The organism is Foliimonas ilicis (assembly GCF_039939195.1).
In the GTDB taxonomy this organism is placed as follows: domain Bacteria; phylum Pseudomonadota; class Alphaproteobacteria; order Rhizobiales; family Rhizobiaceae; genus Foliimonas; species Foliimonas ilicis.
On sequence record NZ_JBDUUH010000017.1, the window covers coordinates 46,069 to 71,931 of the forward strand.

At 58.8% G+C, this 25,863-nt stretch carries 23 protein-coding genes; 10 read left to right on the forward strand and 13 right to left on the reverse strand.

All coding sequences use genetic code 11. The annotated features are described in order from the left end of the window. Genes ABFT80_RS26145 through ABFT80_RS26155 form a run of 3 tightly spaced genes read right to left on the reverse strand, consistent with a single transcriptional unit; the run spans position 1 to position 5,722 of the window. Positions 1-2,106: a 3-hydroxyacyl-CoA dehydrogenase NAD-binding domain-containing protein gene (locus ABFT80_RS26145; protein ID WP_347974883.1), complete on the reverse strand. Its 2,106-nt coding sequence runs from the start codon at positions 2,104-2,106 to the stop codon at positions 1-3. Further along, the gene (locus ABFT80_RS26150; protein ID WP_347974884.1) at positions 2,103-3,452 is read right to left on the reverse strand and encodes an acetyl-CoA C-acetyltransferase; all 1,350 of its coding nucleotides are present in this window, start codon (positions 3,450-3,452) and stop codon (positions 2,103-2,105) included. Before ABFT80_RS26150 ends, ABFT80_RS26145 begins: the two co-directional genes overlap by 4 nt. Then, the gene (locus tag ABFT80_RS26155) at positions 3,452-5,722 is read right to left on the reverse strand and encodes an acyl-CoA dehydrogenase (RefSeq protein ID WP_347974885.1); all 2,271 of its coding nucleotides are present in this window, start codon (positions 5,720-5,722) and stop codon (positions 3,452-3,454) included. The genes ABFT80_RS26150 and ABFT80_RS26155 overlap by 1 nt, the downstream gene beginning before the upstream one ends. Positions 5,723-5,939: 217 nt before the next feature. Here ABFT80_RS26155 and ABFT80_RS26160 point away from each other — a divergent pair, with 217 nt between their 5' ends. Together ABFT80_RS26160 and map are read left to right on the forward strand one after the other, a co-directional pair. Further along, positions 5,940-6,146 carry a ParD-like family protein gene (locus ABFT80_RS26160; protein ID WP_347974886.1) on the forward strand — a complete coding sequence of 69 codons (207 nt, stop codon included), beginning with the start codon at positions 5,940-5,942 and terminating at the stop codon, positions 6,144-6,146. A 1-nt stretch (position 6,147) separates the two neighbouring features. Next, positions 6,148-6,918: a type I methionyl aminopeptidase gene (map, locus tag ABFT80_RS26165; protein WP_347974887.1), complete on the forward strand. Its 771-nt coding sequence runs from the start codon at positions 6,148-6,150 to the stop codon at positions 6,916-6,918. Positions 6,919-7,069: 151 nt separating this feature from the next. Here the strand turns inward: map and ABFT80_RS26170 are convergent, their stop codons facing one another. From ABFT80_RS26170 to ABFT80_RS26185, 4 genes are all read right to left on the reverse strand, one after another. Beyond that, positions 7,070-8,146 carry an ABC transporter ATP-binding protein gene (locus ABFT80_RS26170; protein ID WP_347974888.1) on the reverse strand — a complete coding sequence of 359 codons (1,077 nt, stop codon included), beginning with the start codon at positions 8,144-8,146 and terminating at the stop codon, positions 7,070-7,072. Between the two features lie 3 nt (positions 8,147-8,149). After that, the gene (locus ABFT80_RS26175) at positions 8,150-9,037 is read right to left on the reverse strand and encodes a carbohydrate ABC transporter permease (RefSeq protein ID WP_347974889.1); all 888 of its coding nucleotides are present in this window, start codon (positions 9,035-9,037) and stop codon (positions 8,150-8,152) included. Further along, a complete protein-coding gene (locus ABFT80_RS26180) occupies positions 9,034-9,936 on the reverse strand; it encodes a carbohydrate ABC transporter permease (RefSeq protein WP_347974890.1) in 903 nt (300 codons plus the stop codon). The genes ABFT80_RS26175 and ABFT80_RS26180 overlap by 4 nt, the downstream gene beginning before the upstream one ends. 90 nt (positions 9,937-10,026) lie before the next feature. After that, positions 10,027-11,274, reverse strand: a complete 1,248-nt coding sequence (locus tag ABFT80_RS26185; protein WP_347974891.1) for an ABC transporter substrate-binding protein — start codon at positions 11,272-11,274, stop codon at positions 10,027-10,029. A 221-nt stretch (positions 11,275-11,495) separates the two neighbouring features. Here ABFT80_RS26185 and ABFT80_RS26190 point away from each other — a divergent pair, with 221 nt between their 5' ends. The 3 genes from ABFT80_RS26190 (at position 11,496) to ABFT80_RS26200 (ending at position 14,280) form a co-directional block, all read left to right on the forward strand. Beyond that, positions 11,496-12,515: a LacI family transcriptional regulator gene (locus ABFT80_RS26190; protein WP_347974892.1), complete on the forward strand. Its 1,020-nt coding sequence runs from the start codon at positions 11,496-11,498 to the stop codon at positions 12,513-12,515. Beyond that, positions 12,512-13,738 (forward strand): AGE family epimerase/isomerase, encoded by a 1,227-nt coding sequence (locus tag ABFT80_RS26195; RefSeq protein WP_347974893.1) that lies wholly within the window; start codon positions 12,512-12,514, stop codon positions 13,736-13,738. The genes ABFT80_RS26190 and ABFT80_RS26195 overlap by 4 nt, the downstream gene beginning before the upstream one ends. A gap of 356 nt (positions 13,739-14,094) precedes the next feature. Next, positions 14,095-14,280: a hypothetical protein gene (locus ABFT80_RS26200; RefSeq protein WP_347974894.1), complete on the forward strand. Its 186-nt coding sequence runs from the start codon at positions 14,095-14,097 to the stop codon at positions 14,278-14,280. Here the strand turns inward: ABFT80_RS26200 and mnhG are convergent. Genes mnhG through ABFT80_RS26230 form a run of 6 tightly spaced genes read right to left on the reverse strand, consistent with a single transcriptional unit; the run spans position 14,269 to position 20,290 of the window. Next, positions 14,269-14,634, reverse strand: coding sequence for a monovalent cation/H(+) antiporter subunit G (gene mnhG / locus ABFT80_RS26205; protein WP_347974895.1), 366 nt, complete (start codon positions 14,632-14,634; stop codon positions 14,269-14,271). The genes ABFT80_RS26200 and mnhG overlap by 12 nt on opposite strands. Beyond that, the gene (locus ABFT80_RS26210) at positions 14,631-14,912 is read right to left on the reverse strand and encodes a K+/H+ antiporter subunit F (protein ID WP_347974896.1); all 282 of its coding nucleotides are present in this window, start codon (positions 14,910-14,912) and stop codon (positions 14,631-14,633) included. Before ABFT80_RS26210 ends, mnhG begins: the two co-directional genes overlap by 4 nt. Continuing rightward, entirely contained in the window at positions 14,909-15,394 is a 486-nt protein-coding gene (locus ABFT80_RS26215; protein ID WP_347974897.1) for a Na+/H+ antiporter subunit E, read from the reverse strand. The genes ABFT80_RS26210 and ABFT80_RS26215 overlap by 4 nt, the downstream gene beginning before the upstream one ends. Continuing rightward, positions 15,391-17,034 carry a monovalent cation/H+ antiporter subunit D gene (locus tag ABFT80_RS26220; protein ID WP_347974898.1) on the reverse strand — a complete coding sequence of 548 codons (1,644 nt, stop codon included), beginning with the start codon at positions 17,032-17,034 and terminating at the stop codon, positions 15,391-15,393. The genes ABFT80_RS26215 and ABFT80_RS26220 overlap by 4 nt, the downstream gene beginning before the upstream one ends. Then, the gene (locus ABFT80_RS26225; RefSeq protein ID WP_347974899.1) at positions 17,034-17,372 is read right to left on the reverse strand and encodes a Na+/H+ antiporter subunit C; all 339 of its coding nucleotides are present in this window, start codon (positions 17,370-17,372) and stop codon (positions 17,034-17,036) included. Before ABFT80_RS26225 ends, ABFT80_RS26220 begins: the two co-directional genes overlap by 1 nt. Further along, the gene (locus ABFT80_RS26230) at positions 17,372-20,290 is read right to left on the reverse strand and encodes a monovalent cation/H+ antiporter subunit A (protein ID WP_347974900.1); all 2,919 of its coding nucleotides are present in this window, start codon (positions 20,288-20,290) and stop codon (positions 17,372-17,374) included. The genes ABFT80_RS26225 and ABFT80_RS26230 overlap by 1 nt, the downstream gene beginning before the upstream one ends. A gap of 105 nt (positions 20,291-20,395) precedes the next feature. Between ABFT80_RS26230 and ABFT80_RS26235 the strand changes: the two genes are divergently transcribed. From ABFT80_RS26235 to repC, 5 genes are all read left to right on the forward strand, one after another. Continuing rightward, entirely contained in the window at positions 20,396-20,647 is a 252-nt protein-coding gene (locus tag ABFT80_RS26235; RefSeq protein ID WP_347974901.1) for a helix-turn-helix domain-containing protein, read from the forward strand. A gap of 517 nt (positions 20,648-21,164) precedes the next feature. Then, on the forward strand, positions 21,165-21,764 hold the full coding sequence (locus tag ABFT80_RS26240) for an inorganic diphosphatase (protein ID WP_347974902.1): 600 nt from the start codon (positions 21,165-21,167) through the stop codon (positions 21,762-21,764). A gap of 330 nt (positions 21,765-22,094) precedes the next feature. Beyond that, complete coding sequence (gene repA / locus ABFT80_RS26245) at positions 22,095-23,348, forward strand: plasmid partitioning protein RepA (RefSeq protein WP_347974903.1); 1,254 nt, start codon at positions 22,095-22,097, stop codon at positions 23,346-23,348. Next, the gene (gene repB, locus ABFT80_RS26250) at positions 23,335-24,387 is read left to right on the forward strand and encodes a plasmid partitioning protein RepB (RefSeq protein WP_347974904.1); all 1,053 of its coding nucleotides are present in this window, start codon (positions 23,335-23,337) and stop codon (positions 24,385-24,387) included. The genes repA and repB overlap by 14 nt, the downstream gene beginning before the upstream one ends. A gap of 209 nt (positions 24,388-24,596) precedes the next feature. Continuing rightward, positions 24,597-25,859 carry a plasmid replication protein RepC gene (gene repC / locus ABFT80_RS26255; protein ID WP_347974905.1) on the forward strand — a complete coding sequence of 421 codons (1,263 nt, stop codon included), beginning with the start codon at positions 24,597-24,599 and terminating at the stop codon, positions 25,857-25,859. The last annotated feature ends 4 nt before the right edge of the window (positions 25,860-25,863 follow it).

Below are 25,863 nucleotides of genomic sequence, written 5' to 3' on the forward strand. Positions count from 1 at the left end.
TCAATCCCTTGCGCGCAGCTTGTCCCAACCCTCGTCAGGTTCGAAGCGCGCGCCATGCTTCGCGGTAAGACGTTTCAGCGCGGAGGTGACGTCTTCTATACCTCTCGCCGAAGCGTAGTGCAGCGGCCCGCCGCGAAACGGAGCAAAGCCGGTGGCAAAGATCATGGCTGCATCGACTGTATCGGCATCCTCGGCGACCCCTTCGCGCAGAAGGCGGACGCAGGTGTTGAGCATAGGCAGGATCAACCGATCGGCCAGGCCATCGGGGATATCACCGGCATCGGATTTCCTCGGCTTGCCCTTGTCGTCGTAATCATACAGACCCTTGCCCGACTTGCGGCCAAGTTCGCCTTTCTCCACCTTCTCTTTAAGCCAGACTGGGATCTCCGGCACCTCATTGGGGAAAGCTTCACGAAGGCTTTTCGCAACTTCGAGTGCCACATCGAGACCAACGCGGTCAGCCAGTTCGATCGGCCCCATCGGCATTCCGAAATCTTCTGCGGCGCGGTCGATGGTCTCCTTCTTCACCCCCTCGTCAAGCAGGAGGAAAGCTTCTGCCAGATATGGCGTCAGCGCGCGATTGACGAGAAAGCCTGGCGAGCTTTTCACCGGTGCAGGCAGACGGCCAATATAGCCGCAGAACGCGCGCGCACGCTCAAGCGTTTCTTCGGTCGCGCCATTTTGAGCGACAATTTCCACCAATTCCATCTTCGTCACAGGATTGAAGAAGTGAATTCCGACGAACCGCTCAGGAAAAAGAAGCCCCTCGCCCAATATCTCAAGCGGAATGCTCGACGTGTTGGTGGCAAGGATCGCGCCCTGTTTCATGCGTGGTGCAATGTCCGCGAAAACCTTGCGCTTGACCTCTGGCTTTTCCGCAATCGCCTCAATGACAAGATCGGCATTGCTGACGCCCTCACCGCTGAAATCCGGTATCAGCCGGTCGAGCGCATCGCGACGCTCGATCGTCGAATGAAGCCTGCTATCGTAGAATTTCTTGGCGATGCCGACGGCAGCAGCCAGAGCCTTCGGTTCGAGATCTGCCAGCGTTACCCTCAACCCGCGCGACGCGCACCAAGCGGCGATCTCCGCGCCCATCGTGCCCGCTCCGATGACATGGACATGCTCGATCCTGCTATCTCCCTTTCCTCTGGCACGCAGGCCTTCTCGGAGGAAAAAGACGCGTATCAGGTTCTGGGCCGTCTCGCCCGCAAGCAATTCTGAAAACGAACGGACCTCTGATGCCTGCATGGCAGGCCGATCGTGCGCATGTTCCTGCCAATTGGCAATAAGCCTGTATGGCGCAGGATAATGCTGCGATGGTGCCTGCTTCTCCGCCTCTGTGCGCATGCGTTTCGCTGCGAATTTCCGCACGGCCAGGAAATCGAAGGCCTTGGCTTTCCAATCACGCGGGCCTCGTTTTAGACGCCCGTTGGCCGCAGCCTCGACTGCAGCGCGAACGTGGCGTTCCTCTGCCACGGCGTCGACCAGACCAAGCTGCTTCGCCTTTCCTGCATAGGCGGATTTGCCGGTGAGCATCATCGTCATGGCTTGAACAGGATCGATCAATGCCGGAAGCCGAAAGGTTCCGCCGAGGCCCGGATGAATTCCCAACAACACTTCAGGAAAACCAAGCTTGGCGTCAGGCGTTGCGATCCGATAGTCGCAGGCAAGCGCGAGTTCCAGCCCTCCGCCCAGGCAATGGCCATGAATCACGGCTATGGTCGGAATTGTCAGCGCATCGAGACGGTCGATGATGCGGTGCGCCTCATGCATCCGCGTCTCGATCTGCGCAGCATCGGTCACGCCTCGAAAATCACGGATGTCGGCGCCAGCGGCGAAACCGCCTCTCTTGGCAGAGCGGATGACCAGCGCGCGCTGACCGCTCTCCACCACGACGTCGAGCATCGTGTCGAGTTCCCTGATCACCTCTTCGGAAAGGGTATTCGTACTTTCATCGGCACGATCGAGCGTCAGCCACGCAATACCGTCTTGTCCAACGGCGAGCCGCCAATGATTGAGCTGATGTCTGATCGATTCGGGACCGGACTCCATCTCGCGGTCCCGCATAACGTAGCGCACGCCTTTATCCGCAGTATCCGTCATACGGCCTCCAGCAGCATTGCGCCGCCTTGGCCACCGCCAATACATTCAGTGGCGACGCCGCGTTTGTCCCCGCGACGGCGCATCGCGTTGGCAAGGTGCAATACAATACGATTTCCGCTGGTTCCTACCGGATGGCCGAGGCTGATGGCACCGCCATCGACGTTGAGCTGTCTATGTTCGATCCGGCCGAACGGCTTGTCCAATCCTAAAACCTCCCGGCAGAAAGTTTCATCCTCCCATGCTGACAGGCATGCCAGAACCTGTGCGGCGAAAGCCTCGTTGAGTTCCCAAAGATCGATGTCCCCGCGGGTCAGTTGGTGACGCTTCAAGAGAGGTGTTACCGACATCACAGGGCCTAGTCCCATGATGGACGGGTCGAGTGCTGCCCATTCGCTATCGACAATGCGAGCCAGCGGCTGAAGCCCATGCCGATCCACAGCCGCCTCCGAAGCCAGAACGACCCACGATGCGCCGTCGGTAATTTGCGAGGAATTGCCCGGCGTCACCTTGCCATAGGGGCGCTCGAAAACAGGCTTGAGCTTCGCAAGCTTTTCCATGGAGGAATCCGGCCTGACGCCATCGTCTGTTTCGTACAGCGTGCCGTCGCGCGATATTGCTTGTATCACCTCGCCATCGAGATCGCCTTCCGCCTGCGCGCGCGAAAGACGCTTATGGCTTTCCAGCGCATAGGCGTCTGCCGCCTCGCGCGTAATGTCGAAAAGATGCGCAAGCACCTCGGCAGTCTGGCCCATGTTGAGCTCGGTGATTGGATCGGTCAGCCCGCGTTCAAGTCCGATCACAGGCTTGAAGAAACGCGGGCGCAGGCCGCCCAGAGCCGCGAGCCGCTGACCGAGGCTCTTTGCGGTAGCGAAACGGCCGAACCATTCCGTCGCATCGCGTCCCAGAACAAGCGGTGCATGGCTGAGCGCCTCGGCCCCGCCAGCCAGTATCAGATCGGCCTTTCCGGCCTCGATGGTGCGAAACGCCGTGTCGATCGACTGCATGCCGCTGCCGCAATTGATCTGCACTGTGAATGCCGTCATCGCCTCGCCCATGCCAAGACGGAGGGCGGCAACCCTGGCAGGGTTCATCTCGTCGGCAATCACGTTGACGCAACCGAGGATAACCGTGTCGAAAGTCTCAGGCGCGAAGGGCTGACGCGCGAGAAGCGGCCTGCCGCATTGAACAGCGAGATCGACCGGCGTGAACGGTCCGGGTTTGCCACGAGCGCGCAGGAATGGTGTGCGCGCGCCATCGACAATATAGACCGGCCTTGCGCCGCTGACCGCATTTGCTGATTTCGTCCGTCTCGTCACCGACTTGGCTACTGACTTCTTCTCCGCCATTACTCCGCGGCCTCGTGGAGTTCGCCTTTCCCGTTTTTGCGGTGCTGGCTCGCCAAAGGCGAGACATCTTCCATCGGGAATGCATCTACTGAGACTACCCGTGATGTCACGGCATCGGCCTGGCGAAGAAGCGAAAGCTCTTCATCGGTGATCACGCCGCGTTCATTCGCCTCCACAGGATCGCGAAGTTTCGCATCGCGCATCTTTTGCTCGATCGGAGCGTTTGCCACGACGAGGAGGAACGACTCTTCGAGATCGCGCATCGGATGACCGTCCCGGCCTTCACCAAGATAAAGATTTGGCGTCAGGCGCTCACGCTGGGAAGACGGCTCCAGCAGGATCGCCGCGACCTGATCCGTAAGGCTGTCCGGCGGGTCCGAATAGGGCACACCGGTAGGAAAGGCGAGGAGTCGGATGAGCCAGCTTGCCCAACGTGCCGGAAGGTTGGCCAGCACACCGTCAAAGGCAACGGCTATGCGATCGACGCCCTGAAACATGATGTAATCGACAATCGGCTGATCTTCCTGCTGCCTGCCTTCATCCTCGTATCGCTTGAGTACAGCACCGAGCAGATAGAGTTCTGCAAGGACATCGCCCAGCCGCGCCGACAGCATCTCCTTGCGTTTGAGCGCACCTCCAAGCGTCAGAAGTGACAGATCGGCAAGAAGCGCAAATGCCGCCGAAAGCCGGGAAAGTTGCTGCCAGTGATGTGGCAGGGCGGCGTTTTCAGGCTTCGGTGCGAAGCGGCCGGCGGTCCAGCCGCGGCCCCAGGTCCTGAAAGCATTCGCAATGGCATGCCCCGCATGCGCCCAGAAATTGCGGTCGAAAGCATCGAGACCGGCTGCCTTGTCGGCTTCCGAAAGTGCCGTCAATTCCTTCAGCATGTAGGGATGAGAACGAATGGCGCCCTGACCGAAGATCATCAAATTGCGGGTAAGAATATTCGCGCCTTCAACGGTGATGCCGATAGGTACGGAACGGTGCTGGCCGCCAAGATAATTCTTCGGCCCGTCGATAATCGTCTTGCCGCCATGAATGTCCATGGCCTTCTGGACCGAACTGCGCATGCGCTCGGTGGCGTGGTATTTCATGATGGCCGAGATCACCGAGGGTCTGTGGCCTTCATCCAGTGCCGAAATCGTAAGGCGGCGTGCAGCGTCAATCAGATAAGCGTTCGCAGTCAGGTCGGCGAGATGTTCGCGAACGCCCTCGAAATTACCAATGGAAACGTTGAACTGGCGCCGGATACGGGCATAAGCGCCCGTGGCGCGCGCGCAAATTGCCGCCGAGCCAGCCGATTGCGAAGGCAGCGAGATGCCCCGCCCGGCAGCAAGGGCCGTCATCAACATTTTCCAACCCTGACCGATCTGCTGCTCGCCACCGAGAATCCAGTCCAGCGGGATGAACACGTCCTTGCCGTAAAGCGGTCCGTTTTGAAAATGCGTAAATTGCGGCACATGCCGCTCGCCATGACTCACGCCCGAAGTCGCCGTGGGTATCAGTGCCACGGTGATACCGCGATCGACACCCTGACCCAGCATATTGTCGGGATCGCGAAGCTTGAAAGCAAGGCCCATGACGGTGGCGATCGGACCAAGCGTGATATAACGTTTGTGAAAGTTCAGCCGGATACCTAGGGTCGGCTTGCCCTCAAACTCGCCCTGTTCGACCACGCCAATATCGGTCATCGCAGCGGCATCGGAGCCCGCATCCTCGGACGTAAGGCCAAAGCAGGGGATTTCGCGCCCGTCTGCCAGACGCGGTAGCCAATAATCCTTCTGTTCCTCCGTACCGAAATGCAGCAGCAACTCGCCCGGTCCGAGTGAATTGGGAACCATCACAGTCACGCCTGCAACCACGCTCGCGGTTGAGACGGTTCGCACGACCTCGGAGTGCATTGTGTTGGAAAAGCCAAGTCCACCATATTTTTCCGGAATAATCATCCCGAAGAATTTCTGGTCGCGCATATAGCGCCAGACCTCTTCCGGCAGATCGTGATCCTGCCAGGCGATCTTCCAATCATCAACCATCGCGCAAAGCTGGCGGACAGGGCCGTCCATAAATGCCTGCTCCTGATCGGAAAGCTTTGCCGGAGGGGTTGCCAGAAGCTTGTTCCAGTCCGGGTTACCGGAAAACAAGTCTCCGTCCCACCATACAGACCCAGCGTCGATCGCATCGCGCTCGGTTTCGGAAATGGGCGGCATTACTTTGCTCGCCCAATAAAAAATTGGCTTTGTCAGGTAGTCTCTTCGAAACGTACGTATGCCCATGGTTTCCTCAATGTTATTTGGACAATGCCGTTAGCTGCAGTTTGTTCCTGTAACTGATTGCGGGATGACTCCCAAAAACAGCTGTTTACTCAACTCAGGGTTTGACTTGCGTGGGAGGTCTCCAGCAATTGCTTCGTGCATCGTTCAAGCAAGCAATTGACCTGACAACATATGAACCATATATGGTCCGTATGTTTATTCGCTTTATGAGATGTCCATGGGCATTGTGAAAATCGACAGCGATCTGCACGAGGAGGCCCGTCGGGCCAGCACAGTGATGTGCCGATCCATCAATGCGCAGGCTGAATTCTGGATGAAGATCGGCATGCTGGCTGAAGCCAATCCGACCCTTTCCTTCAACGAAATCGTGAAGATGCAGCTCGCGGCGACGTATATGCATCTCGCGGATGCAGCGGTCGCCTGACATGGTAAAGACCCCGGACGAACTGGCGCTCATGCGCGTATCAGGCAAGATGCTGGCGTCAGTCTTCGAGATGCTGGACGGGCAGGAACTCGCCGGCATGTCGACCTTACAGGTCAATGATCTGGTCGACCGCTTCATTACCGTGGATCTCGCCGCGCGTCCGGCCAGCAAAGGGCAATATGGCTTCAAATATGTCCTAAATTGCTCGATCAATCATGTCGTGTGCCACGGTGTGCCGGGTGAGGGCGAGATGATCTGTGATGGCGACATCATCAATTTCGACATCACTCTTGAAAAGAACGGCTTCATTGCAGATTCGAGCAAAACCTACCTGGTTGGCAATGCCCCGCCCGCTGCGAAGCGGCTTGTGCGGGTCGCCCGGGAGGCGATGTGGAAAGGCATAAAGCAGGTCCGGCCTGGAGCCCATCTGGGCGACATAGGGTTCGCGATCGAACGGCATGCCAAAAGACACGGTTACTCGGTTGTGCGAGAATACTGCGGGCATGGCATCGGTCGTGAGATGCACGAAGAACCGCAGGTGCTCAATTTTGGACGGCCGGGAACAGGTTTGAAGCTGCGCGAGGGTATGGTCTTCACCATCGAGCCAATGGTCAACCAAGGCACGCGCAAGGTCTCGACCGAGAACGACGGATGGACGGTCGTGACCAGCGACCGAAAGCTTTCCGCCCAATTCGAGCATACGGTCGCAGTCACGAGAACCGGTGTCGAAGTCCTGACCCTGCGCCGCGACGAGAGGCCGATGCTGGTTTGATCATCGATCCGCACCTGCCTTGTTGGTCTTTTCGGCAATCAGAAAATATTGAAAGCCAGCCAAAGGCGAACACCGGATGGGACGTTCGCAGTGCAGTCACGGATCAACCGAAACAGTTCGTGTTCCGGCCCTCACAAGAGCCTGAATACGTTTACCCCACCCGCTCCCTTGTCGCGGCGTCAAAGACGACGCTGTTGGCGAGATCGAGCCAGACCGGGATCGTCTCGCCGGGCTTGACCTGAGCGCTGGCTGGCAAGCGGGCGGAAAGCTGTTGCCTGCCAAAGCGCAGCCACAGAAACACGTCGGAACCGGTCGGTTCGACGATCTCGACAGGCAGATCGAGGCGCTGCGTGCTTTCGCCAATCGCTTCGCCCCCTATCTTTTCCGGCCTTATGCCGAGCACGACCTTGCGGCCGGGCTGTTGCGGCAACGGCAGACGCAGCGTCTGATCCGGCAGCGCGTTGGGGATCAGGCTTTTGCCGTCCTGCGCAACGACGCCCTCGAACATGTTCATCGATGGCGACCCCATGAAATCGGCAACGAACATGTTGGCCGGCCGATTGTAAATCTCCGAGGGTGTACCTGCCTGCTGGATCACGCCGTCCTTCATCACCACGATCTGAGTGGCGAGCGTCATCGCTTCTATCTGGTCATGAGTGACGTAGATGATCGTGGCATTCGTATCCTGATGCAGCCGCTTGATTTCCGCCCGCACCTCGACGCGCAGCTTGGCATCAAGATTGGATAGAGGCTCATCGAACAGGAACAGGCGCGGCTTGCGCACGAGCGCGCGCGCCATCGCCACGCGCTGGCGCTGTCCACCGGAAAGTTGCGCCGGGCGGCGGTTGAGCAGATGGCCGATCTGGAGTGTCTTTGCCACTGTCTGCGTCTCGGTTTCGCGCTGCGCCTTCGAAGTGCCTGCCATCTCGAGCGGAAACGCGATGTTTTGTGCCACCGTCATATTGGGATAGAGCGCGTATGACTGGAACACCATGGCGATGTCGCGTTTCGACGGATGCAGATTGACGATGCTGTGGCCGTCGATGCGTATGTCGCCGCCGCTCAGCGGTTGCAGCCCGGCAATTGCGTTGAGCAGGGTCGACTTTCCGCAGCCAGAAGGGCCAAGCAACACAAGGAACCCGCCTTTTTCCAGCGAAATGTCGATGCCCTTGAGTATCTGGAGCTGGCCGACGTGCCGTTCTACACGGTCGATGTTTATGAAAGCCATGCTTTATCCTTTAACGGCGCCCGCCATCAGCCCGCGCATGAAATAGCGTCCGGCGAGGACATAGACGAGGAGGGTGGGCAACGCCGCGATGACAGCGGCGGCCATGTCGACATTGTATTCCTTCACGCCCGTTGACGAGGCGACGAGGTTGTTGAGCGCCACTGTCATCGGCGCTGCCTCGCCTGACGAGAACGAAACGCCGAAAAGGAAGTCGTTCCAGATATTCGTGAACTGGTAGATGACCGTCACCACCACGATCGGCGCGGAGGATGGCAGCAGGATGCGCCAGAAAATGGTGAAAAAGCCCGCGCCATCCATCTGTGCCGAATGCACCAGCTCCGACGGGAAGGCGTCATAATAGTTGCGGAAAAACAGCGTCGTAAACCCGATGCCGTAGACCACGTGCACCATCACAAGCCCTGTCGTGGAGTTGGCCAGTCCCAGCATGCCCAGCACGCGCGCCATTGGTATGAGCACCGCCTGGAAGGGGATGAAGCAGGCAAACAGCATCAAACCGAAAATGATCTTGTGGCCGGGGAAACGCCACTTTGTCAGCACATAGCCGTTAAGCGCGCCAAGGAAGGTCGAGATCAGAACGGCAGGAACCACCATTTTGATTGAGTTCCAGAAATAGCCCTTGATGCCGTCGCAGGTCACGCCGATGCAGGCCGAGCCCCATGCGCGCCACCATGCGTCGGCGGTTGGGTTGACCGGCAGCGCGAGGATGTTGCCGCCCCTCACCTCGTCCAGCGACTTGAACGAAGTCGTCAGCATCACGAAGAGCGGCAGCAGATAGATCGCCGCAAACAGGAGAAGCAAACCGTAAATGACGATGCGGTTCATGCGGTTGCGCGAACCGGCAGTGGCGATGGCCATGTCCTGCGCGCTCATCGCCGGTCCTCCCGCAACTCGGAGTACAGATACGGGATCATGATAGCGGCGATGCCCATCAGCATGATCATCGCCGATGCCGAGCCGACCGCCATCTGGCTGCGCGTAAAGGTGTAGGAATACATAAAGGTGGAGGGTAGCTCTGTCGCGTTGCCCGGCCCGCCACCTGTCAGCGCAATGACGAGATCGTAGGATTTGATCGCCATATGCGCCAGCACGATCACTGCCGAAAGGAAGGCCGGGCGCAGGAGTGGGATGACGATGCGGCGATAGATGGTGAAGGTCGAGGCACCGTCGACAGTGGCCGCCTTCAGCATCTCGCTGTCGATGCCGCGAAGCCCTGCGAGGAACATCGCCATGACGAAACCCGAGGCCTGCCAGATGCCCGCGATCGCCACGGTGTAGATGGCCATATTGGGATTAACGAGCCAGTCGAAGGTGAAGCTTTCCCAGCCTAGCTGGCGCATGGCGTTTTGCAGGCCCATGCCGGGATTGAGGAACCATTTCCACGCCGTGCCGGTGACAACGAATGACAGCGCCATCGGATAGAGATAGATCGGCCTCAAAAAACCCTCGATACGGATCTTCTGGTCAAGCAGGATTGCGAGAAACAAGCCAAGCGAGATACACACGACGATATAGAGAGTGCCGAAGATGGCGAGATTTTCCAGCGCCACATACCAGTTTGGCTGAGCAAACAGCCGGCGATATGCATCAAACCCGGCCCAGTTATAGACAGGTAGGATACGTGAGTTTGTCATCGAGATCACCGCCGTCCAGACGATGAAACCGTAGACGAAGACAATTACGAGCGCGAAAGACGGCGCGAGAACCAGCCGAGGCAGCCAGTCCTGCAAGCGTCGGATCAGGCCGGGCGAAACGGGCGAGAATACAGACATCGTCACTCCGGATACGCGATATCGGGAAACCCGGACCTGCTCTTTCGAGCGGCCCGGGCCGATGACAAGCCGGCGGAAACCGGATTGCGATTACTTCGCAGCGGCGACAGCTTCCGGCAGGCGCTTGACGGCGGCGTCAGTGGTGAGCTGACCGTTGAGATGCTGGGTAACCACGTCGAACACCGCTTCCTTGACCGAAGAAGGCTGGCCGTGCCCGTGCGCCAGCGAACCGGCGAGCGTGTTGCTGGTGGCAGCTTCGGCGAGATCTGCCATGCCCTTCTTGCCGCAATCGTCAAACTCCGTATCCGGAACGTCGGTGCGCGCCGGAACGGAACCCTTGACGGTGTTGAACGCGACCTGGAATGCCGGATCCTCGACGGCCGACGCCATCTTGAGCTGTGCCGAGCGCTTTGCCTCGTCGCCCAATTCGAACATTACGAACTGGTCGGAGTTGAACAACACCGAGCCTTGCGTGCCTGGAAAGCGGATGCAGACGAAATCTTCGCCGGGCTTCTGGTCTGCACGGAGGAATTCGCCCTTGGCCCAGTCGCCCATCTGCTGCGCACCGGCCTTGCCCTCGATCACCATTGCCGAGGCAAGATTCCAGTCGCGCCCGGAGAAGCTGTCGTCGAAATAGGTGCGCAGCTTCGACATGTCATCGAAGACCTCGCGCATCTTGTCGCCGCCAAGCGCTTCGGCATCAGCCTCGAGTACAGCCTTGCGGTAGAAATCCATACCGCCCACGGACAGTACGACAGACTCCCACAACGTACCATCCTGCCATGGCTGGCCACCGTGAGCGAGCGGGGTGATGCCCTGCTCCTTGAAGTTGTCGAGCAGCGCGAAAAGCTCATCCATGTTTTCCGGCGCCTTGCCGCCAGCCTTATCGAGCGCTTCCTTGTTAACCCATAGCCAGTTGGTCGAGTGGATATTGACCGGAGCGGCAATCCACTTTCCGTCATATTTGGAGAATTCCTGAAGTGCGGCCGGAACGACCTCGTCCCACTTCTGTTCGGCCGCAAGATCATCGAGATTGCCGAGAACGCCCATCTCGGCCCAATCCTTGATGTCGAAGCCGAGCATTTGCACAGCAGTTGGCGGATCGCCAGCGGTAACGCGCGCGCGTAGCGCCGTCATCGCCTGCACGCCGGAGCCTCCAGCAACCGGCATGTCCTTCCATGCAACGTCTTTCGAGGCGAGATCTTCCTTGAGGACATTGAGCGCAGCAGCTTCGCCGCCAGCAGTCCACCAGTGCAGAACCTCGACGCTTTCCTCAGCATGCGCGGCTCCGGATATAATGACAAAAGCAGCCGTACCGGCCAGCAGAAATCTTTTCATGACTACCTCCCTGGATTGGGGACAAGCCCCACAAGCTCTATTTATAACGTTTTAAATAGGAGGTCTGTCAATCCCTCGGAACATCTCCGGTCAAGAATTATTTCCTTTAAAAATCATATCATTGCTTGTATCAACAGGATACTGATCGGTTGACTCTCCCGGGAATTTCTGGATTTGGAACGTTATAAATCGAGGCTACTACCTCAGAGAAAGGCACTTTGATGGCCAGAGAGGAGCGGCCCACATTACGTACGCTCGCCTCCATGACGGGGCTCGCCGTGGCAACCGTCTCGCGCGCGCTGGCGAATGATCCGCAGATCGCGCTGGACACCCGCAGCCGGGTGGCAAACGCGGCGCGCACGATCGGCTATTCGCCGGACCGCGCAGCACAGCGCCTGCGCACCGGGCGAACCAACGTTATCGCGCTGGTGTTAAATCCGCATGAGGAGATCATCGGCTACGGCTCCTCGATGATCTCCGGTCTCACCCGCGCCCTGCGCGGCACTCCCTACCATCTCGTGGTGATGCCTAATTTTGCAGACCGCGAACCGTTGGAGCAGATTGAGAACATAGTGCGAAACCGGCTTGCCGACGGCGTACTGCTTTCTCGGACGGAGCCGGCCGACATGCGCGTGCGGCTGCTGCTGGAACATGGATTTCCATTCGTCTCGCATGGTCGCACGGAGCTCGCGACACCGCATCCCTTCGTTGACTACGACAATTTCAAATTCGCCCGTACCGCCGCGCATCGCCTGTCCAAACAGGGAGTGCACAGACCAAGCATGATCCCCGCGCCATCCCGCCTCACCTTCGCGCAACATCTGCGTATGGGCTTCCTGCGCGGCTGCGCCGAGGCCGGACTGGAGGGAAACATTCTTGAAGGCGTGACGCTCGATAGCCCGCCTGACTCAATCTACGCGCATATTGCGCACCTCATTGAAGCCGGCCGCCTGCCTGACGGACTGGTCTGCCCCGGCGAAACCAGCGCGATGGCTGCTTATGCGGCGTGTTCGGATGCTGGCCACGCCGACAAATGCCGGCTGGTAATGAAAAGCACATCCCAGGTAGCCGGCTTCATCCGCCCGCGCATTGACAGTATTTTTGAGGATCTGGCGGCAGCCGGCGAGCGCATGGGCGCTCTTCTCCTGCGCGCCATCAAGGGCGAGCAAGCCGACGCACTCAACTATCTGCAACCTGTTCCCGCATCCGGCAGCACAGATATTGACGGAGACAAAGAATGACCGCCGAAATGACGGTGCCTCGCGAGGGTCCCTGGTGGGGAACAGACGCGCACCGCACCTACCTGCTGGCCGATGCCCAGCGTCAGCTCGATTTTTTCCGCCGCAGCCTTGATCCTGCCGGCGGATTCCATGCACAGGATTTCGATGGCAATCCAATTCCGGGCGCCGCACGAGAGCTGCACGCGACCACGCGCATGGTTCACTCCTTCGCGATAGGCCAATTGGCAGGCTTCACCGATACGAAATCCATGATCGATCACGGCATGGAGGCGCTATGGAAACACCATCGCGACACAAAGCATGGCGGCTACGTCTGGGCCTTTGAGCCAGATGGCGTGGTGTTGGATGACCGCAAGCTCGCCTATGGGCATGCCTTCGTGCTGCTGGCAGGCGCCAGCGCAAAGATGGGCGGGCATCCCGATGCAGACAGGTTGATTGCCGATGTCATGGAGGTGATCGACACACGGTTCTGGGACCATGCGCTGGGCCGCATGAAGGAGGAATACACACGCGGCTGGCAGACCTTTTCCAGCTATCGCGGCATGAATGCCAACATGCATATGTCCGAGGCGCTCCTGGCAGCCGCCGAAGCCACCGGCGACAGGACTTATGCCGCGCGGGCGCGAAAAATCTTCGATTTCTTCGTCGGCGAGATCGGCGCAGCGCATGACTGGCGGCTGCCCGAGCATTACACCGAAGACTGGCAGATCGACCCGGACTATGAGGGCAACCCGATGTTCCGGCCCAAGGGCGCGACGCCCGGCCATTCCTTCGAACTGGCCCGTCTGCTGCTTCAACTGCGCGACATGGGCGGCGGGCATGATGCGCAACTGCTGGAGTGGTCGCGCAATTTGTATCGCCGCGCGCGCGCCGACGGCTGGGACGAGGAGCGCGGCGGCCTATTCTACACGGTAGACCCCGCCACCGGAAAACCGCTACGCCGCAGCCGCTACTGGTGGCCTGTAACTGAAGCGATCGGGGCTGCAGCAGCGATGATCAAGGCGGGAGAGGATTGTGCCGAAGACTATCGTCTGTTCTGGGAGACTGGCGAAACCTTGTTTATCGACAGCAAACGCGGCGGCTGGCTGCCAGAGGTCGATAACGCAGGCAAACCAGACGGCAGACAATTCGCCGGCAAGCCCGATATCTACCACTCACTGCAAGCCGCGCTCTATCCGCTCATGCCTGGACTGACAGGCTTTGCGAAGGGCCGTCCCGCCTGAGATTCGAGACAACTTCGTGGCTGCTTGCCTGCAGCCCACCAGCCGCGGACTTGAAGTCAAAGTTGAAGTCGTCGGCATGTTGTCATTGGCAGCCGGGTATAAAACACCTGCCCTGCAATTGATGAACGCACTGCAGAAACACAGCGCCGAGAATATCATTGACGGACGCATTTCCAGTCGGAAGGCTTACCAGCGTCGTGCGCTTTTAATCGGATTTTATCGAACTATCCGCACAGGGTGTCGTGACCATAACACGAACGATAATGTTGTGATAAATCGTTTCCAGGTACGTCCAATGTAAAGCGGACAAATATCAACGCTTTTGCGATGACCACTGCGTCGAGTGTGACACAAACTTGGCTGAGATCAAGCCTTTGGGCTTTTTAAGAGCGCTGTCGATCCTGAATGGATCGTTCCATTTCACCGATGAAGCGATGCCCGGCAAGCCGGCTAAAGACGCTGGCGACGGCCAGCGTCAAACCCGAAACCACACGAAGTCAGCAGCGTTTCATCTGACGTCGTGCCGAGTGCTACTCGTCTGATTTGTCCGGTCGGTCGAGCGGCACACCCTCATTGCCTTCCGTGCGATCACGGTAAAGGGCGGCGCGCGCCAGCATCATCAGCGTCACCGGCGTTGTCACGGTCACGAACACCGTAATCAGCACTTCATGCAGAACCGGGCGTGACTGGAGCACGGAAAAACAGACGATCGAGGCGAGCAGAATGCCCCCTGCCCCCCATGTCGTGCCAAGCGTCGGCGCGTGGATACGGTCGTAAAAACTCTTCAGCCGCAACAGACCGAAGGAACCGATCAGCGTCACGCTTGCGCCCAGCAGAATGAAGAACGAAGTGAGCAGCGCTGCCCAGGCGGGAAGGTCTTGCGCGTGGTTGGTCATTCGATCACCTCGCCGCGCATGAGGAATTTGGCGAGTGCAACAGTCGCCACGAAGCCCAGCAGCGAGATGGCAAGTGCGGCCTCGAAATAGAGCACGCTTCCGGTGCGAATGCCGAATGTCAAAAGCAGCAGCATAGCATTCACATAGAGCGTATCGAGACCGAGAACGCGGTCCTGCGCACGCGGCCCGCGTATCAGACGAAACACCGCCAGACCCATCGCGATTGCCAGGAAAAATTGGGCGATCGTCACGGACCAGATGAATATCGTGGCACTCATTCGAAAATCTCCATCAATATCGCCTCGTAGCGCTGCTTGATGAGCGTTCTCCATTCTTCTTCATCGACAAGGTCGAAAATATGCATCAGCAACGTGCCGCTGGCGGAGTCGAAATTCACCCAGGCGGTTCCCGGCGTGCTGGTCAGCACGCAGGCGAGGAAAGCCAGGGCAGTGCGGTCCCGAAGTTCAAGAGGAATCGTTATGAAACCGGACGTTCGCTGCCTTCTGTTTCCCTTCAGAATGATCGAAATCACAGCGATATTCGAACGTGTGATGTCGATAAAGACGATCCAAAGCAGCTTCGGAATAAGCCCCCAGCGGCGCAGAACGGGCTTTGAAGGCTGCAGCGCCGACATGGCCTTGGATGCCATAAGCGCAATCGCCGTTCCCAGCAGCAAATGCCCCAGCGAGAACGAATTCAGGAGCAGCCACATCAGGATCAGCGCCAGCGTCAGCAGCGGATAAGGCAGGATGCGGCTCATTGTGCAGCCTCCTGCGCACCGGCTTTCCCGACGCGAGGAGCGCCAAGCACGTTGTTCACATAGTCGCGCGGCAGATGCAGTCCCTGAGCCGTCGCCTCCATGTAGCGCATCACTGGTCCCGCCTGCACGGTCAGCAGCGCGCAGAGGAACAGAAGCGTCGCAACGGGTATCACTTCGATGATCAAAACACGCGGCACAGTGCCTTCAAGGGACGCCCAGAACGTCCTTATGCCCACGCGGGTCATAGCGATCAGCGCCGAAAGCCCTGAAAGGATGATAAGTGCGACCAAAGCCCATATTACGGGATGGATCTGCGCCGGTTCGCCCAGCCCATCAGGGTTGAACATGGCTGCCAGCAGGGCAAATTTGCCGATAAAACCGGAAAGCGGCGGCAGTCCGGCAAGCAGGATACCGCATGCCGCAAAACATATGCCGAGTACGGCAAGCGTGCCGGGAATGGCCGTTCCGACCTCTTCCTCGACATCATCGTCGTCCGCATCGCCATAGGCTTCCATCGTCACTGCAAGAACGTTTGCAGCTGCGTCCTGCCCGCGTTCGACAAGCTCGATCAGCAGGAAGAAGGCGCTGATCGTCAGCGTCGAGCTGACGAGATAGAACAGTGCGCCGCCCGTGACACCGGTATTGCCGATGCCGACAGCCGCAAGCAGCGTTCCGGACGAAACAAGCACGCTATAGCCCGCAAGCCGGCCCATTGCCTGCGATGCCAGCACGCCGATCAGCCCGAATGTTATGGTCGCCATACCGCCATACAGCAGCCAGTCTCCGCCGAAGCCTGACGATGCGCCCGCCCCTGCCCCGAAAAGCAGCAGCGAAAGCCGCAGGATAATGTAGACACCGACCTTGCTCATGATCGCCATGATCGCGGCAACAGGCGCTACAGCCGCCGTATAGGTCGTCGGCAGCCAGAAGCTCAGCGGCCACATGCCCGCCTTCACAAGGAACGCCGTGCCGAGAATGGCCGCGCCAGCCTGCAACAGCATACGGTCTTCCGCCGCAACGGACGGTATCCGTACCGCCAGATCGGCCATGTTGAGCGTGCCGGTCACACCGTAGATCAGGGCAACGCCGATCAGGAACAGCGAGGAGGCGGCCAGATTGATCGCGATATAGTGCAGGCCCGCCTTCACGCGAACCGGCCCAGAACCGTGCAGCACAAGTCCATATGACGCCGCCAGCATCACTTCGAAAAACACGAAGAGATTGAACAGATCGCCAGTCAGGAACGCACCGTTCAGCCCCATCAAAAGAAGCTGGAACAGCGTATGGAAGTGCGGTCCCGCCTTGTGCCAGCGCGCCAGCGAGAAGACCAGCGCGGACAAGCCCAGTATGCTGGTCAGCACCAGCATCATGGTCGACAGCCGGTCGGCCACCAGCACGATGCCGAAGGGTGCGGGCCAGTTGCCAAGCTGATAGACCCCGGTCGATGCCGTGCCGTCCAGTGTCGGCTGGTCGGCGTAATTCAGCAGGATAAGCGCCACGACAAGCACGCTGACTGCCGAAATCAGGCTGATTATGGTTTTCAGGCCGCGACGGCGCTCGTCGAACAGCAGCAGAAGCGCGCCCGCGACAAGCGGAATGAAGACCGGCGCGACGATCAGGTGACTTGACCAGGAGCCCATCAATTGCGCTCCCTTCCGTCAACATGGTCGGTGCCGGTCATGCCCCTGGATGCCAGAAGAACGACCAGAAACAGCGCCGTCATCGCAAAACCGATTACGATTGCAGTCAGTACCAGCGCTTGCGGCACCGGATCGGTGAATTGCGCCGGATCGACCCTGCCCGAAGCGACCACCGGCGGCGCATTCATGCGCAGCCGTCCCATGCCGAAGATGAACAGATTGACCGCGTAGGAGATCAGCGAAAGGCCGATAATGACCTGATAGGTGCGTGGCCGCAGCAGCAGCCATACGCCGGAACCGACCATCACACCGATTGCGATTGCGAGGACGAGTTCCATTACGCCTCCTCCATCGCTGCGGTCGCGGCCGCTTTTTCGGCGCGCACCCTACGGATCGATTGGTGGGCAAGAGCGATCAACATCAGCACGGTGGCGCCCACGACCAGCGAAAACACGCCAAGATCGAACAGGATGGCGCTGGCCGTCGGTACTTTTCCGATAAATGGAACCTCCGTGTACTGGAAATAGGACGTCAGGAACGGATAGCCAAATATCCACGATCCGGCGCCTGTAAAGGCTGCAAACAGCAATCCGAGGCCGATCCAGCGCAGCGGAAGAATGCGCAGGCGGTCTTCCACCCATAGCGTTCCAGCACCCAGATATTGCAGGATAAAGCCGATCGCCATGGCGACACCGGCAGCAAACCCGCCGCCCGGCAGATCATGGCCGCGCATGAAGAGATACACCGCCATCATGATGATTACCGGGAACAGCCACTGCATGATCACAGATGGCACGAACAGGTAATCGCTGACAGTCGCGCCCTTTTCGCGATCAGGCTGCGCCTCGTCGAATGCGTTCTGGATGCGCTGCTGTTCGGGCCGTTCGATGCTGTCCTGAGCCGGGCGGAAACGGCGAAGCAGCGCAAAGACCGTCAGCGCGACAATGGCAAGTACGGCGATTTCGCCCATCGTATCGAAGCCGCGGAAATCGACCAGAATGACGTTCACGACATTCGTGCCGCCGCCCTCGCTATAGGCGCGTTCGAGGAAATAGCTGCCAATTGAATCGTGAATCTGACGCGTCATCACCGCATAGGCCATCATCGCCATGCCGGTTCCGGCTGCGATTGCGATGAGCAGGTCGCGATAACGCCGCATCCGCGCGCTGAACGTGACGATGTCGCCGCTTTCATCCTGAAAGCGCTTCGGCAGCCAGCGCAGGCCAAGCAGGATCAGAACAGTCGTCACGATCTCGACCAGAAGCTGCGTCAGCGCCAGATCGGGCGCCGATAGCCAGATGAAGGTGATGCAGGTCACAAGCCCTGCCCCGCCAAGCAGCACGAGCGCTGCCAGCCGGTGATATTTCGCCTGATAGGCTGCTCCCACCGCGCACACGATGCCAACCAGCCAAAGCACCGCAAACACCGGATCGAGGCCGTCGAAGCTGATCCGGCCGAGATTCAGTCCCAGCGTGTAGAGCGGATAGGCTGCGGCAACGATCGCCAAGGCCACCAGCACGCGAAGCTGCGGCTGCAGGCGGCGCGTGCCGAGATAGGATTCGACCGCCCTCGCCCACTTCCACGAAACAGTCACCAGAACGCGTTCGAAAATACGCTGGCCTTTCAACAGCCGGAAGATCGGCGGGCCTTCTTCGCAGGTCGCCAGATAATTGCGCAGCAGCGCATAGAGGATGATGCCGCAGACAAGCGCGATCAGGCTCATCACCAGCGGCACGTTGAAGCCATGCCAGATCGAAAGGCTGTATTGCGGGGTCGCCTCGCCCAGCACCGCAAGCACGCCCGAATGCAGATACGGACCCATTGTCAGGCCAGGCACGATGCCGACGACAAGGCAGATCAGCACCAGAAGCTCGATCGGTCGGCGCATCCAGACCGGCGGCTCGTGCGGCACACGCGGCAGATCGGTCGGTGCAGGTCCGAAGAACACGCAATGGATAAAGCGCAGCGAATAAGCGACGCTGAACGTGCTGGCGATGGTCGCGACGTAAGGCAGCGCGCGGTCGAGCCAGGAATCCAGATGCGTTTCGACGGCTTCGGCGAAGAACATTTCCTTCGACAGGAAGCCATTGAGCAGCGGCACGCCAGCCATCGCCGCACTCGCCACCATGGCGAGCGTGGCCGTTATCGGCATGTATTTTATCAGCCCGCTGAGCTTGCGCATGTCGCGCGTGCCGGTTTCATGGTCGATGATGCCGGCAGCCATGAACAGCGACGCCTTGAACGTCGCGTGATTGACCATGTGGAAGATCGCGGCGACCAGCGCCAGCGGGCTGCCAAGGCTCAACAGAACCGTAATCAGGCCGAGATGGCTGATCGTCGAATAGGCGAGAAGGCCTTTCAGATCCTGCTGGAAGATCGCGAAATAGGCGCCGAGCAGCATGGTGCTCATGCCCGCCGCACCCAAAATCCAGAACCATTCCTCGGTTCCGGCCAGAACCGGCCAGAACCGCGCCATCAGGAACACGCCGGCCTTTACCATGGTCGCCGAGTGCAGATAGGCCGAAACCGGCGTCGGTGCCGCCATCGCGTTGGGCAGCCAGAAGTGGAACGGAAACTGCGCGCTTTTGGTCATCGCGCCGAGCAGGATCAGAACCAGTGCCGGCACATAAAGCTCATGCGTGCGGATCTGGTTTCCCGCCGCCAGCACGTCGTCCATATCGTAGCTGCCGACGATATGACCGATGATCAGGAAGCCTGCCAGCATCGCCAGACCGCCAATGCCAGTGATCGTCAGCGCCATACGCGCACCGTCGCGCGCATTGGCATTGTGATACCAGTAGCCGATCAACAGGAAGGAGAAGATCGAGGTCAGTTCCCAGAAGATCGCGAGCAGGATCAGATTGCCCGAAACCACCATGCCCAGCATCGCGCCCATAAAGGCGAGGAAGAAGGAAAAGAACCTGGGAACCGGATCTTCCGCCGACATATAGTAGCGCGCGTAAAGCACGACCAGAAATCCGATGCCGGTGATCAGCATCACGAACAGCCAGGCAAAACCGTCGAGCCGCAGCGTGAAATTCAGGCCGAGCGACGGCACCCAGGGTATGTCGGCGCGCAGAACGCCGCCATCGGCAACGATCGGATAAAGCCACGCGGCTATCAGGAACACGGTCAGGGAAACGGCACCCGCGAGCCAGGCTTCGGTGTTTCGGGCGTTCGAAGGAAAGAGCGCAGCGATGACGCTGCCCACAAAGGGGAGGACGACAATGAAAGTGAGTAATGCGTCGCCCGTCATCGTGTGTCTGGGTTCCTTCTTGAAAATAAAGCCGAATTTTAGGTCTGTTGCCTTATCTCACCCATTATGGTTGACTTGTCCATACCCAAGCAAGGATTTTGAGCGGTGAATCTGGTTCCAGAGCAATGTCGCGCAGCAAGAAGCCTGCTGAACTGGTCGCAAGAGCAGCTCGCAGCGCTGGCAGGGGTATCGCGCAGCACGATCAAGGATTTCGAATGCCGCCGGCACACGCTGCATCAGGCAACGGAAAAGCTGCTTATCAAAGCCTTGGAAAAAGGCGGCGTGCGGCTGCTTGGCCATGATGGCGAGGGTCCGGGCGTCCGCCTGATTTCAGGCTTACCACCGCAACCGCAATAGGCCCCTCGCCTTCTAAAAATCCAATGCGGGCGGCGCATCGTCGCATCAGTGCATTGGATCGCTCGAAGCTCATTAATTCGGGCCTTTATTGGACCTGGCAATTCCGTCTTTGCCAGAATCGTTCGCCACTATGCGAAAGCCTTCCATCGAGTTTCCTGCATGGCGCTGCTTTGTGTCGTCTCGATTGAACGTGCTTAAGGGTTTCACGTGAGTCGCTGAATGGGCCGCATTCGCACACGCGGCGATCTCCGAAATGATCTCTTCGACCCATACAGCGACGCGCTCACAGCATGTGGGTATTTGCTGCAGGCCAAGATCGAACGCGGCTATCTCGAGCGCGTTGACAGCTGTCAACTTGGAGCGCGATCCGAAAAGCGGGAACTAGTTCGGAGAAGACCATGCTCCAATAAGGCCAGCGGCGGTTGTTATCCCTCTGTCATGAACCGCCGATAGGAGCAGGCTCCGGCGCGAACGAGAACCGCGCCCCTCACCTGATCTGAACCTCAAGAGGATTTTCATGCGCAAATTGATTCTGGCGACCGCAGGCGTGATGCTTGCAACCACCGCTGCGATGGCCGAATTCGTAAACCCCTTCGCCTACCCCCAACCGGCAGAAGGCACCGACTTCTACACCGTCATCGAAATTCCGCAGGGCAGCTTCACCAAATATGAAATCGATGCTGACAATGGTCACGTCTTCGTCGATCGCTATCAGTCGATGCCCGTCGTCTATCCCGCAAATTACGGCTCGATCACAAGCTCGCATGCAGGCGATGGCGATCCGCTCGACGCACTGGTCTACACGCGTGAGCCGATCGTTCCGGGCGCGATGATCAAAGTGCGCGCGATCGGTGTGCTGAAAATGATCGATGGCGGCGAGACCGACGACAAGATCGTCGCGGTCCCCGCGTCCGACATCGACCCGACCTATGACGACATCAAGTCGATCAACGATCTGCCTTCGATCGAGCGCGAACGCCTCGAGGCTTTCTTCCGCGTTTACAAGCAGCTTCCGGAAGGCCGCAAAAAAGTCGAACTCGGCGGCTTCGATGATGTCGATGTCGCGAACGAAACCGTTCAGGCAGCCCTGAACGCCTATCGCGGTCGCAATCAGTAATCCTCCCAAGGACGCGACTGCCGGAAACGCCCATCTGCATTTGCAGGTAGGCGTTTTTTATTGCCAGGACTTCGGCCGCCCCCGGCAACCCTGACGCGCAGGCGCTTGACACGACTCACGCGCTGCCGCACCTTTCCAAATACGGATTTTTTCGTTAACGAGCGCGTCCTGCGTAACCGTAACTTTGCCGCGTAATTTTCGCTTTGCAACGTAAAAAACTGCAAAATCGTAAGCGGCTATGCGTTTTGGCCGAATCGAAGCATTATAGAGGGTGAGCATGCGATTCTATCGCCTGCCGGGGAGATATATCAGGTGCCGGAGCGGGTTAAAGTGACTGAAGAAGAACAGGCGGTAGCGCTGTCGACCGACCGCGCTATTGCGCGCGACGCCGAGCTGTTATCCGCACAATTGCAAGCGATGCGTGAGCGTCTTTTCCAGCCCGCATCGCGCAAGGCACTGCGCAAATTTACCAGCGGCGAAGCTGCCAAGCTCGTCGGCGTGTCCGATGGCTATCTGCGTCAATTGTCGATCGCAGGCGAGGGGCCTCAGCCGGAAACGGGTGCGGGCGGACGCCGCTATTATTCGCTGCAGGAAATAAACGAACTCAGGCGGCATCTGGCCGAGCAGGGCGGCGCGAAATCGCGCCTCTATCTGCCGTGGCGTGACGCCGAGCGCGGCGAGCACATGCAAGTTATCGCCGTCACCAATTTCAAGGGCGGTTCGGGCAAGACAACGACAAGCACGCATCTGGCCCAGCATCTGGCGCTTTCGGGCTTTCGGGTGCTGGCCGTGGATCTCGATCCGCAGGCTTCGATGTCGGCACTCTTCGGCTATCAGCCGGAACTCGACCTCGACGGTAATGACACGCTCTATGGCGCGATCCGTTACGATGATGAGCGTCGCCCGCTCTCCGATATCATCCGCAAGACCTATTTCGATGGGCTTGATCTCATTCCCGGCAATCTCGAGCTTCAGGAGTTCGAGCACACGACGCCGCAAATGCTTGCCGACCGTCAGGGCGGCAAGGGAACGACCGACAATGCGCTTTTCTTTGCGCGCGTTCAGGCTGTGCTGGCGACGGTGGAAGATCGATACGACGTCGTCGTCATGGATTGCCCGCCGCAGCTTGGCTTCCTCACCCTCTCGGCCCTCTGTGCGGCGACTTCCGTGCTGGTGACTGTCCATCCGCAGATGCTCGACGTAGCGTCGATGAGCCAGTTCCTGTTCATGACCGCAGACCTCCTTTCGGTGGTGCGCGAGGCAGGCGGAGAACTGAACTTCGACTTCATGCGCTATCTAGTCACCCGCTACGAGCCCAATGACGGTCCGCAGACGCAGATCGTCGGCTTTTTGCGCTCCCTGTTCGGGGAAAGAGTGCTGACGGCGCCGTTGGTAAAATCGACCGCATTTTCCGATGCGGGCCTTACAAAACAGACGCTTTATGAGGTTGCGCGGGAGAATTTCAACCGCGCGACTTACGATCGGGCGATGGAATCGTTGACAGCTGTCAACTCCGAGATCGAAGGCCTTATACTCGACGCCTGGAACAGAACGGGACGTGGAGGCACAGATGTCAGGACCTAATCGCAAGGATCAGCTTAAAGCCCTGTTCGGAGCACCCGAACAGAAGTCTATGCCTGCTGCCCCACATCCCGAAGACAAGAAGCCTGAGGCTGCCTCCACACCAAACGAAGGGATTATGCGTCCGCGCAGCGCTTCCGGTGCGGTCAAGGCCATGGGACTTTCGCTGGGCGGTCTTTCGCGCGAACTCGAAGAAGTCCGCCGCCATAAAGACGATACGAGCGATCGCATCATCGAACTCGATACGTCTCTGGTCGATATGTCTTTCGTGACCGACCGCTTGTCGCGCAACGATCTGCGAGACACCGAATTCCAGGAGCTGGTAAAAAGCATCGAGGAAAGCGGGCAGCAAGTGCCCATCCTCGTTCGCCCGCATCCCGACAAGCAGGGCCGCTATCAGACGGCCTATGGTCACAGGCGATTGCAGGCGGCGCGTCAGCTTGGCCGCCCTGTTAGCGCTCTTGTGCGCGATCTGAGCGATGTTCAGCTCGTTCTGGCGCAGGGCAAGGAAAATACCGAGCGGCGCGACCTCTCCTTCATCGAACGTGCACTGTTTGCAAACGCGCTTATCGCACGCGGTTTCGAGCGGGGCGTCGTCCAGAAGGCCCTATCGCTGCACAAGGCCGAAATGACGCGCTTCCTGCAGGTCGCAGAGGCAATTCCTGTTCAGATCGCCAATGCCATTGGCCCTGCACCCAAGATCGGCCGTCCGCGCTGGATGGCGCTGGCCGAGGTCATCAAGGGCGAAGCGGCAATGGTCAAGGCTGATGATGAAGTCACCAGCCAGCGCTTTCGCCAGGCCGATACGAATACACGCTTCAACATGCTGTTCGAGCGCCTGTCGCGCCGTTCTGAAAAGAAGCTGCGCGATACGCAGATAAGCAACGAGCAGGGCCGTCCCGTCGCGCAGATCGCTGCGCAAAAAGGACGGTTCTCAATCCAGTTTCTCGAGAAAATGCCTGACGAGTTCGATGCTTTTCTCAGGAAAGAAGTGCCTTCCCTCATCGAAAAATTCGAGAAAAACAAAACCACCGAAGGGTGAGGGCGGCCTAAAGCGTACCGAGTAGCTGTAACCGCGTAATCGAAACGACAAAAAAGAAGGAAAACCGGCAAGAAAAAGGCCCCCGAAACGTCACCATTCCGGAAGCCCTCATCAATGTAGCAATTGTGAGAGAATCACTTCCACGCTGAATTGTCAAGCACTGGTCGCGCTCCGGTAGGTCTGATTCTGCCTCTAATCGAGGTTTGAAAATGACTGAGCGTTTTGCAACGACGCCGTTTGGCGGTCGTTCACTTTCGCGCGGCATGTTTTCTGTTCAGGAAAGCACCGCGCTCGCCCGCGCACGTCTGGCAAAAACACGTAGCTCCCAAGAAGGGGAGGGCGTTTCTGCGCCTGATAAATGGCGTCTTCTGCGCGCATTAACCGAGGCTCGCACCGTCTACGCGCTTTCCGACCGCACCATCGCGGTTCTCGAGGCTCTCGTAAGCTTCCAGCCGGGCACCACGCTCGATGCAAGCAAAGCGGTTATCGTTTTTCCGTCGAATGCCGAGCTTTCGCTCAGAACACGCGGCATGGCGCCTGCAACGTTGCGTCGTCATCTCGCAATTCTGGTCGAAACGGGCCTCATCATTCGCCGCGACAGCCCCAACGGCAAGCGTTATGCCCGCCGTGACGAGCAAGGCATGGTGGAAACCGCTTATGGCTTCGATCTTTCGCCGCTTGCACTGCGCCAAAGCGAGATCGAGACACACGCCCATGAAGCCCGCGCGCTTGCGCATCGTATCGGAACGTTGCGCACGGAAATCACCATCCACCTGCGCGATATCTCCAAAACGATCGAGGCAGGGCTGTCAGAAGGCCGCAAAGGGCCCTGGGAGGCGTTTCAGGAGCGTTTGGTATCTCTTTCCGGCCGTGTGACCAAGAATGCATCGGAAGAAGCCCAGACGGCCCGCCGCGATGCTCTCGTGAGACTGCGCGCAGAGATCGAAAACACCTATCTCGACACGCTCACTGAACAAGAAATGAGCGCCAATGAGTCCGTTTTTGAGCGCCATATTCAGAGTTCAGACTCAGAACCCAATAAGAATAAATGCAAGGAAAATAATCTGAAGGAAAACCCGCCTCAAAAACCGGAAGCGGAAAAGCCTCGAAATCCGCAATTTGTGCCAAAAACCAAACCGGTCGGGCCCAATCTCGGCAGTGTACTCAAGATTTGTCCGCAGTTTTCAGCCTATTCACAGAGCGGAATTCGAGACTGGATGGAATTCCTTCGAACGGCCGGCCTCGTGCATACCATGCTCGGAATTTCGCCGGATGCTTGGAAAAAAGCCCGAAAAGCCATGGGCGACGTCAACGCAGCCGTAACCGTTGCGGCAATTCTGGAGCGGGCAGGGGACATTCGCTCCCCCGGGGGCTATCTGCGCAGTTTGACCGAGCGGGCCGAACTTGGCCTCTACTCGACAACGCCTGTGCTGAACGCCTTGCGAAAAACCGCACTGACAACAGTAAGTTAGCGAG

What these genes read in the sequence shown, in the direction of transcription:
- ABFT80_RS26145 (WP_347974883.1), bottom strand. Translation starts at nt 2,106, where the DNA reads ATGACGGATACTGCGGATAAAGGCGTGCGCTACGTTATGCGGGACCGC.
- ABFT80_RS26150 (WP_347974884.1), bottom strand. Translation starts at nt 3,452, where the DNA reads ATGGCGGAGAAGAAGTCAGTAGCCAAGTCGGTGACGAGACGGACGAAA.
- ABFT80_RS26155 (WP_347974885.1), bottom strand. Translation starts at nt 5,722, where the DNA reads ATGGGCATACGTACGTTTCGAAGAGACTACCTGACAAAGCCAATTTTT.
- ABFT80_RS26160 (WP_347974886.1), top strand. Translation starts at nt 5,940, where the DNA reads ATGGGCATTGTGAAAATCGACAGCGATCTGCACGAGGAGGCCCGTCGG.
- map (WP_347974887.1), top strand. Translation starts at nt 6,148, where the DNA reads ATGGTAAAGACCCCGGACGAACTGGCGCTCATGCGCGTATCAGGCAAG.
- ABFT80_RS26170 (WP_347974888.1), bottom strand. Translation starts at nt 8,146, where the DNA reads ATGGCTTTCATAAACATCGACCGTGTAGAACGGCACGTCGGCCAGCTC.
- ABFT80_RS26175 (WP_347974889.1), bottom strand. Translation starts at nt 9,037, where the DNA reads ATGAGCGCGCAGGACATGGCCATCGCCACTGCCGGTTCGCGCAACCGC.
- ABFT80_RS26180 (WP_347974890.1), bottom strand. Translation starts at nt 9,936, where the DNA reads ATGTCTGTATTCTCGCCCGTTTCGCCCGGCCTGATCCGACGCTTGCAG.
- ABFT80_RS26185 (WP_347974891.1), bottom strand. Translation starts at nt 11,274, where the DNA reads ATGAAAAGATTTCTGCTGGCCGGTACGGCTGCTTTTGTCATTATATCC.
- ABFT80_RS26190 (WP_347974892.1), top strand. Translation starts at nt 11,496, where the DNA reads ATGGCCAGAGAGGAGCGGCCCACATTACGTACGCTCGCCTCCATGACG.
- ABFT80_RS26195 (WP_347974893.1), top strand. Translation starts at nt 12,512, where the DNA reads ATGACCGCCGAAATGACGGTGCCTCGCGAGGGTCCCTGGTGGGGAACA.
- mnhG (WP_347974895.1), bottom strand. Translation starts at nt 14,634, where the DNA reads ATGACCAACCACGCGCAAGACCTTCCCGCCTGGGCAGCGCTGCTCACT.
- ABFT80_RS26210 (WP_347974896.1), bottom strand. Translation starts at nt 14,912, where the DNA reads ATGAGTGCCACGATATTCATCTGGTCCGTGACGATCGCCCAATTTTTC.
- ABFT80_RS26215 (WP_347974897.1), bottom strand. Translation starts at nt 15,394, where the DNA reads ATGAGCCGCATCCTGCCTTATCCGCTGCTGACGCTGGCGCTGATCCTG.
- ABFT80_RS26220 (WP_347974898.1), bottom strand. Translation starts at nt 17,034, where the DNA reads ATGGGCTCCTGGTCAAGTCACCTGATCGTCGCGCCGGTCTTCATTCCG.
- ABFT80_RS26225 (WP_347974899.1), bottom strand. Translation starts at nt 17,372, where the DNA reads ATGGAACTCGTCCTCGCAATCGCAATCGGTGTGATGGTCGGTTCCGGC.
- ABFT80_RS26230 (WP_347974900.1), bottom strand. Translation starts at nt 20,290, where the DNA reads ATGACGGGCGACGCATTACTCACTTTCATTGTCGTCCTCCCCTTTGTG.
- ABFT80_RS26240 (WP_347974902.1), top strand. Translation starts at nt 21,165, where the DNA reads ATGCGCAAATTGATTCTGGCGACCGCAGGCGTGATGCTTGCAACCACC.
- repB (WP_347974904.1), top strand. Translation starts at nt 23,335, where the DNA reads ATGTCAGGACCTAATCGCAAGGATCAGCTTAAAGCCCTGTTCGGAGCA.
- repC (WP_347974905.1), top strand. Translation starts at nt 24,597, where the DNA reads ATGACTGAGCGTTTTGCAACGACGCCGTTTGGCGGTCGTTCACTTTCG.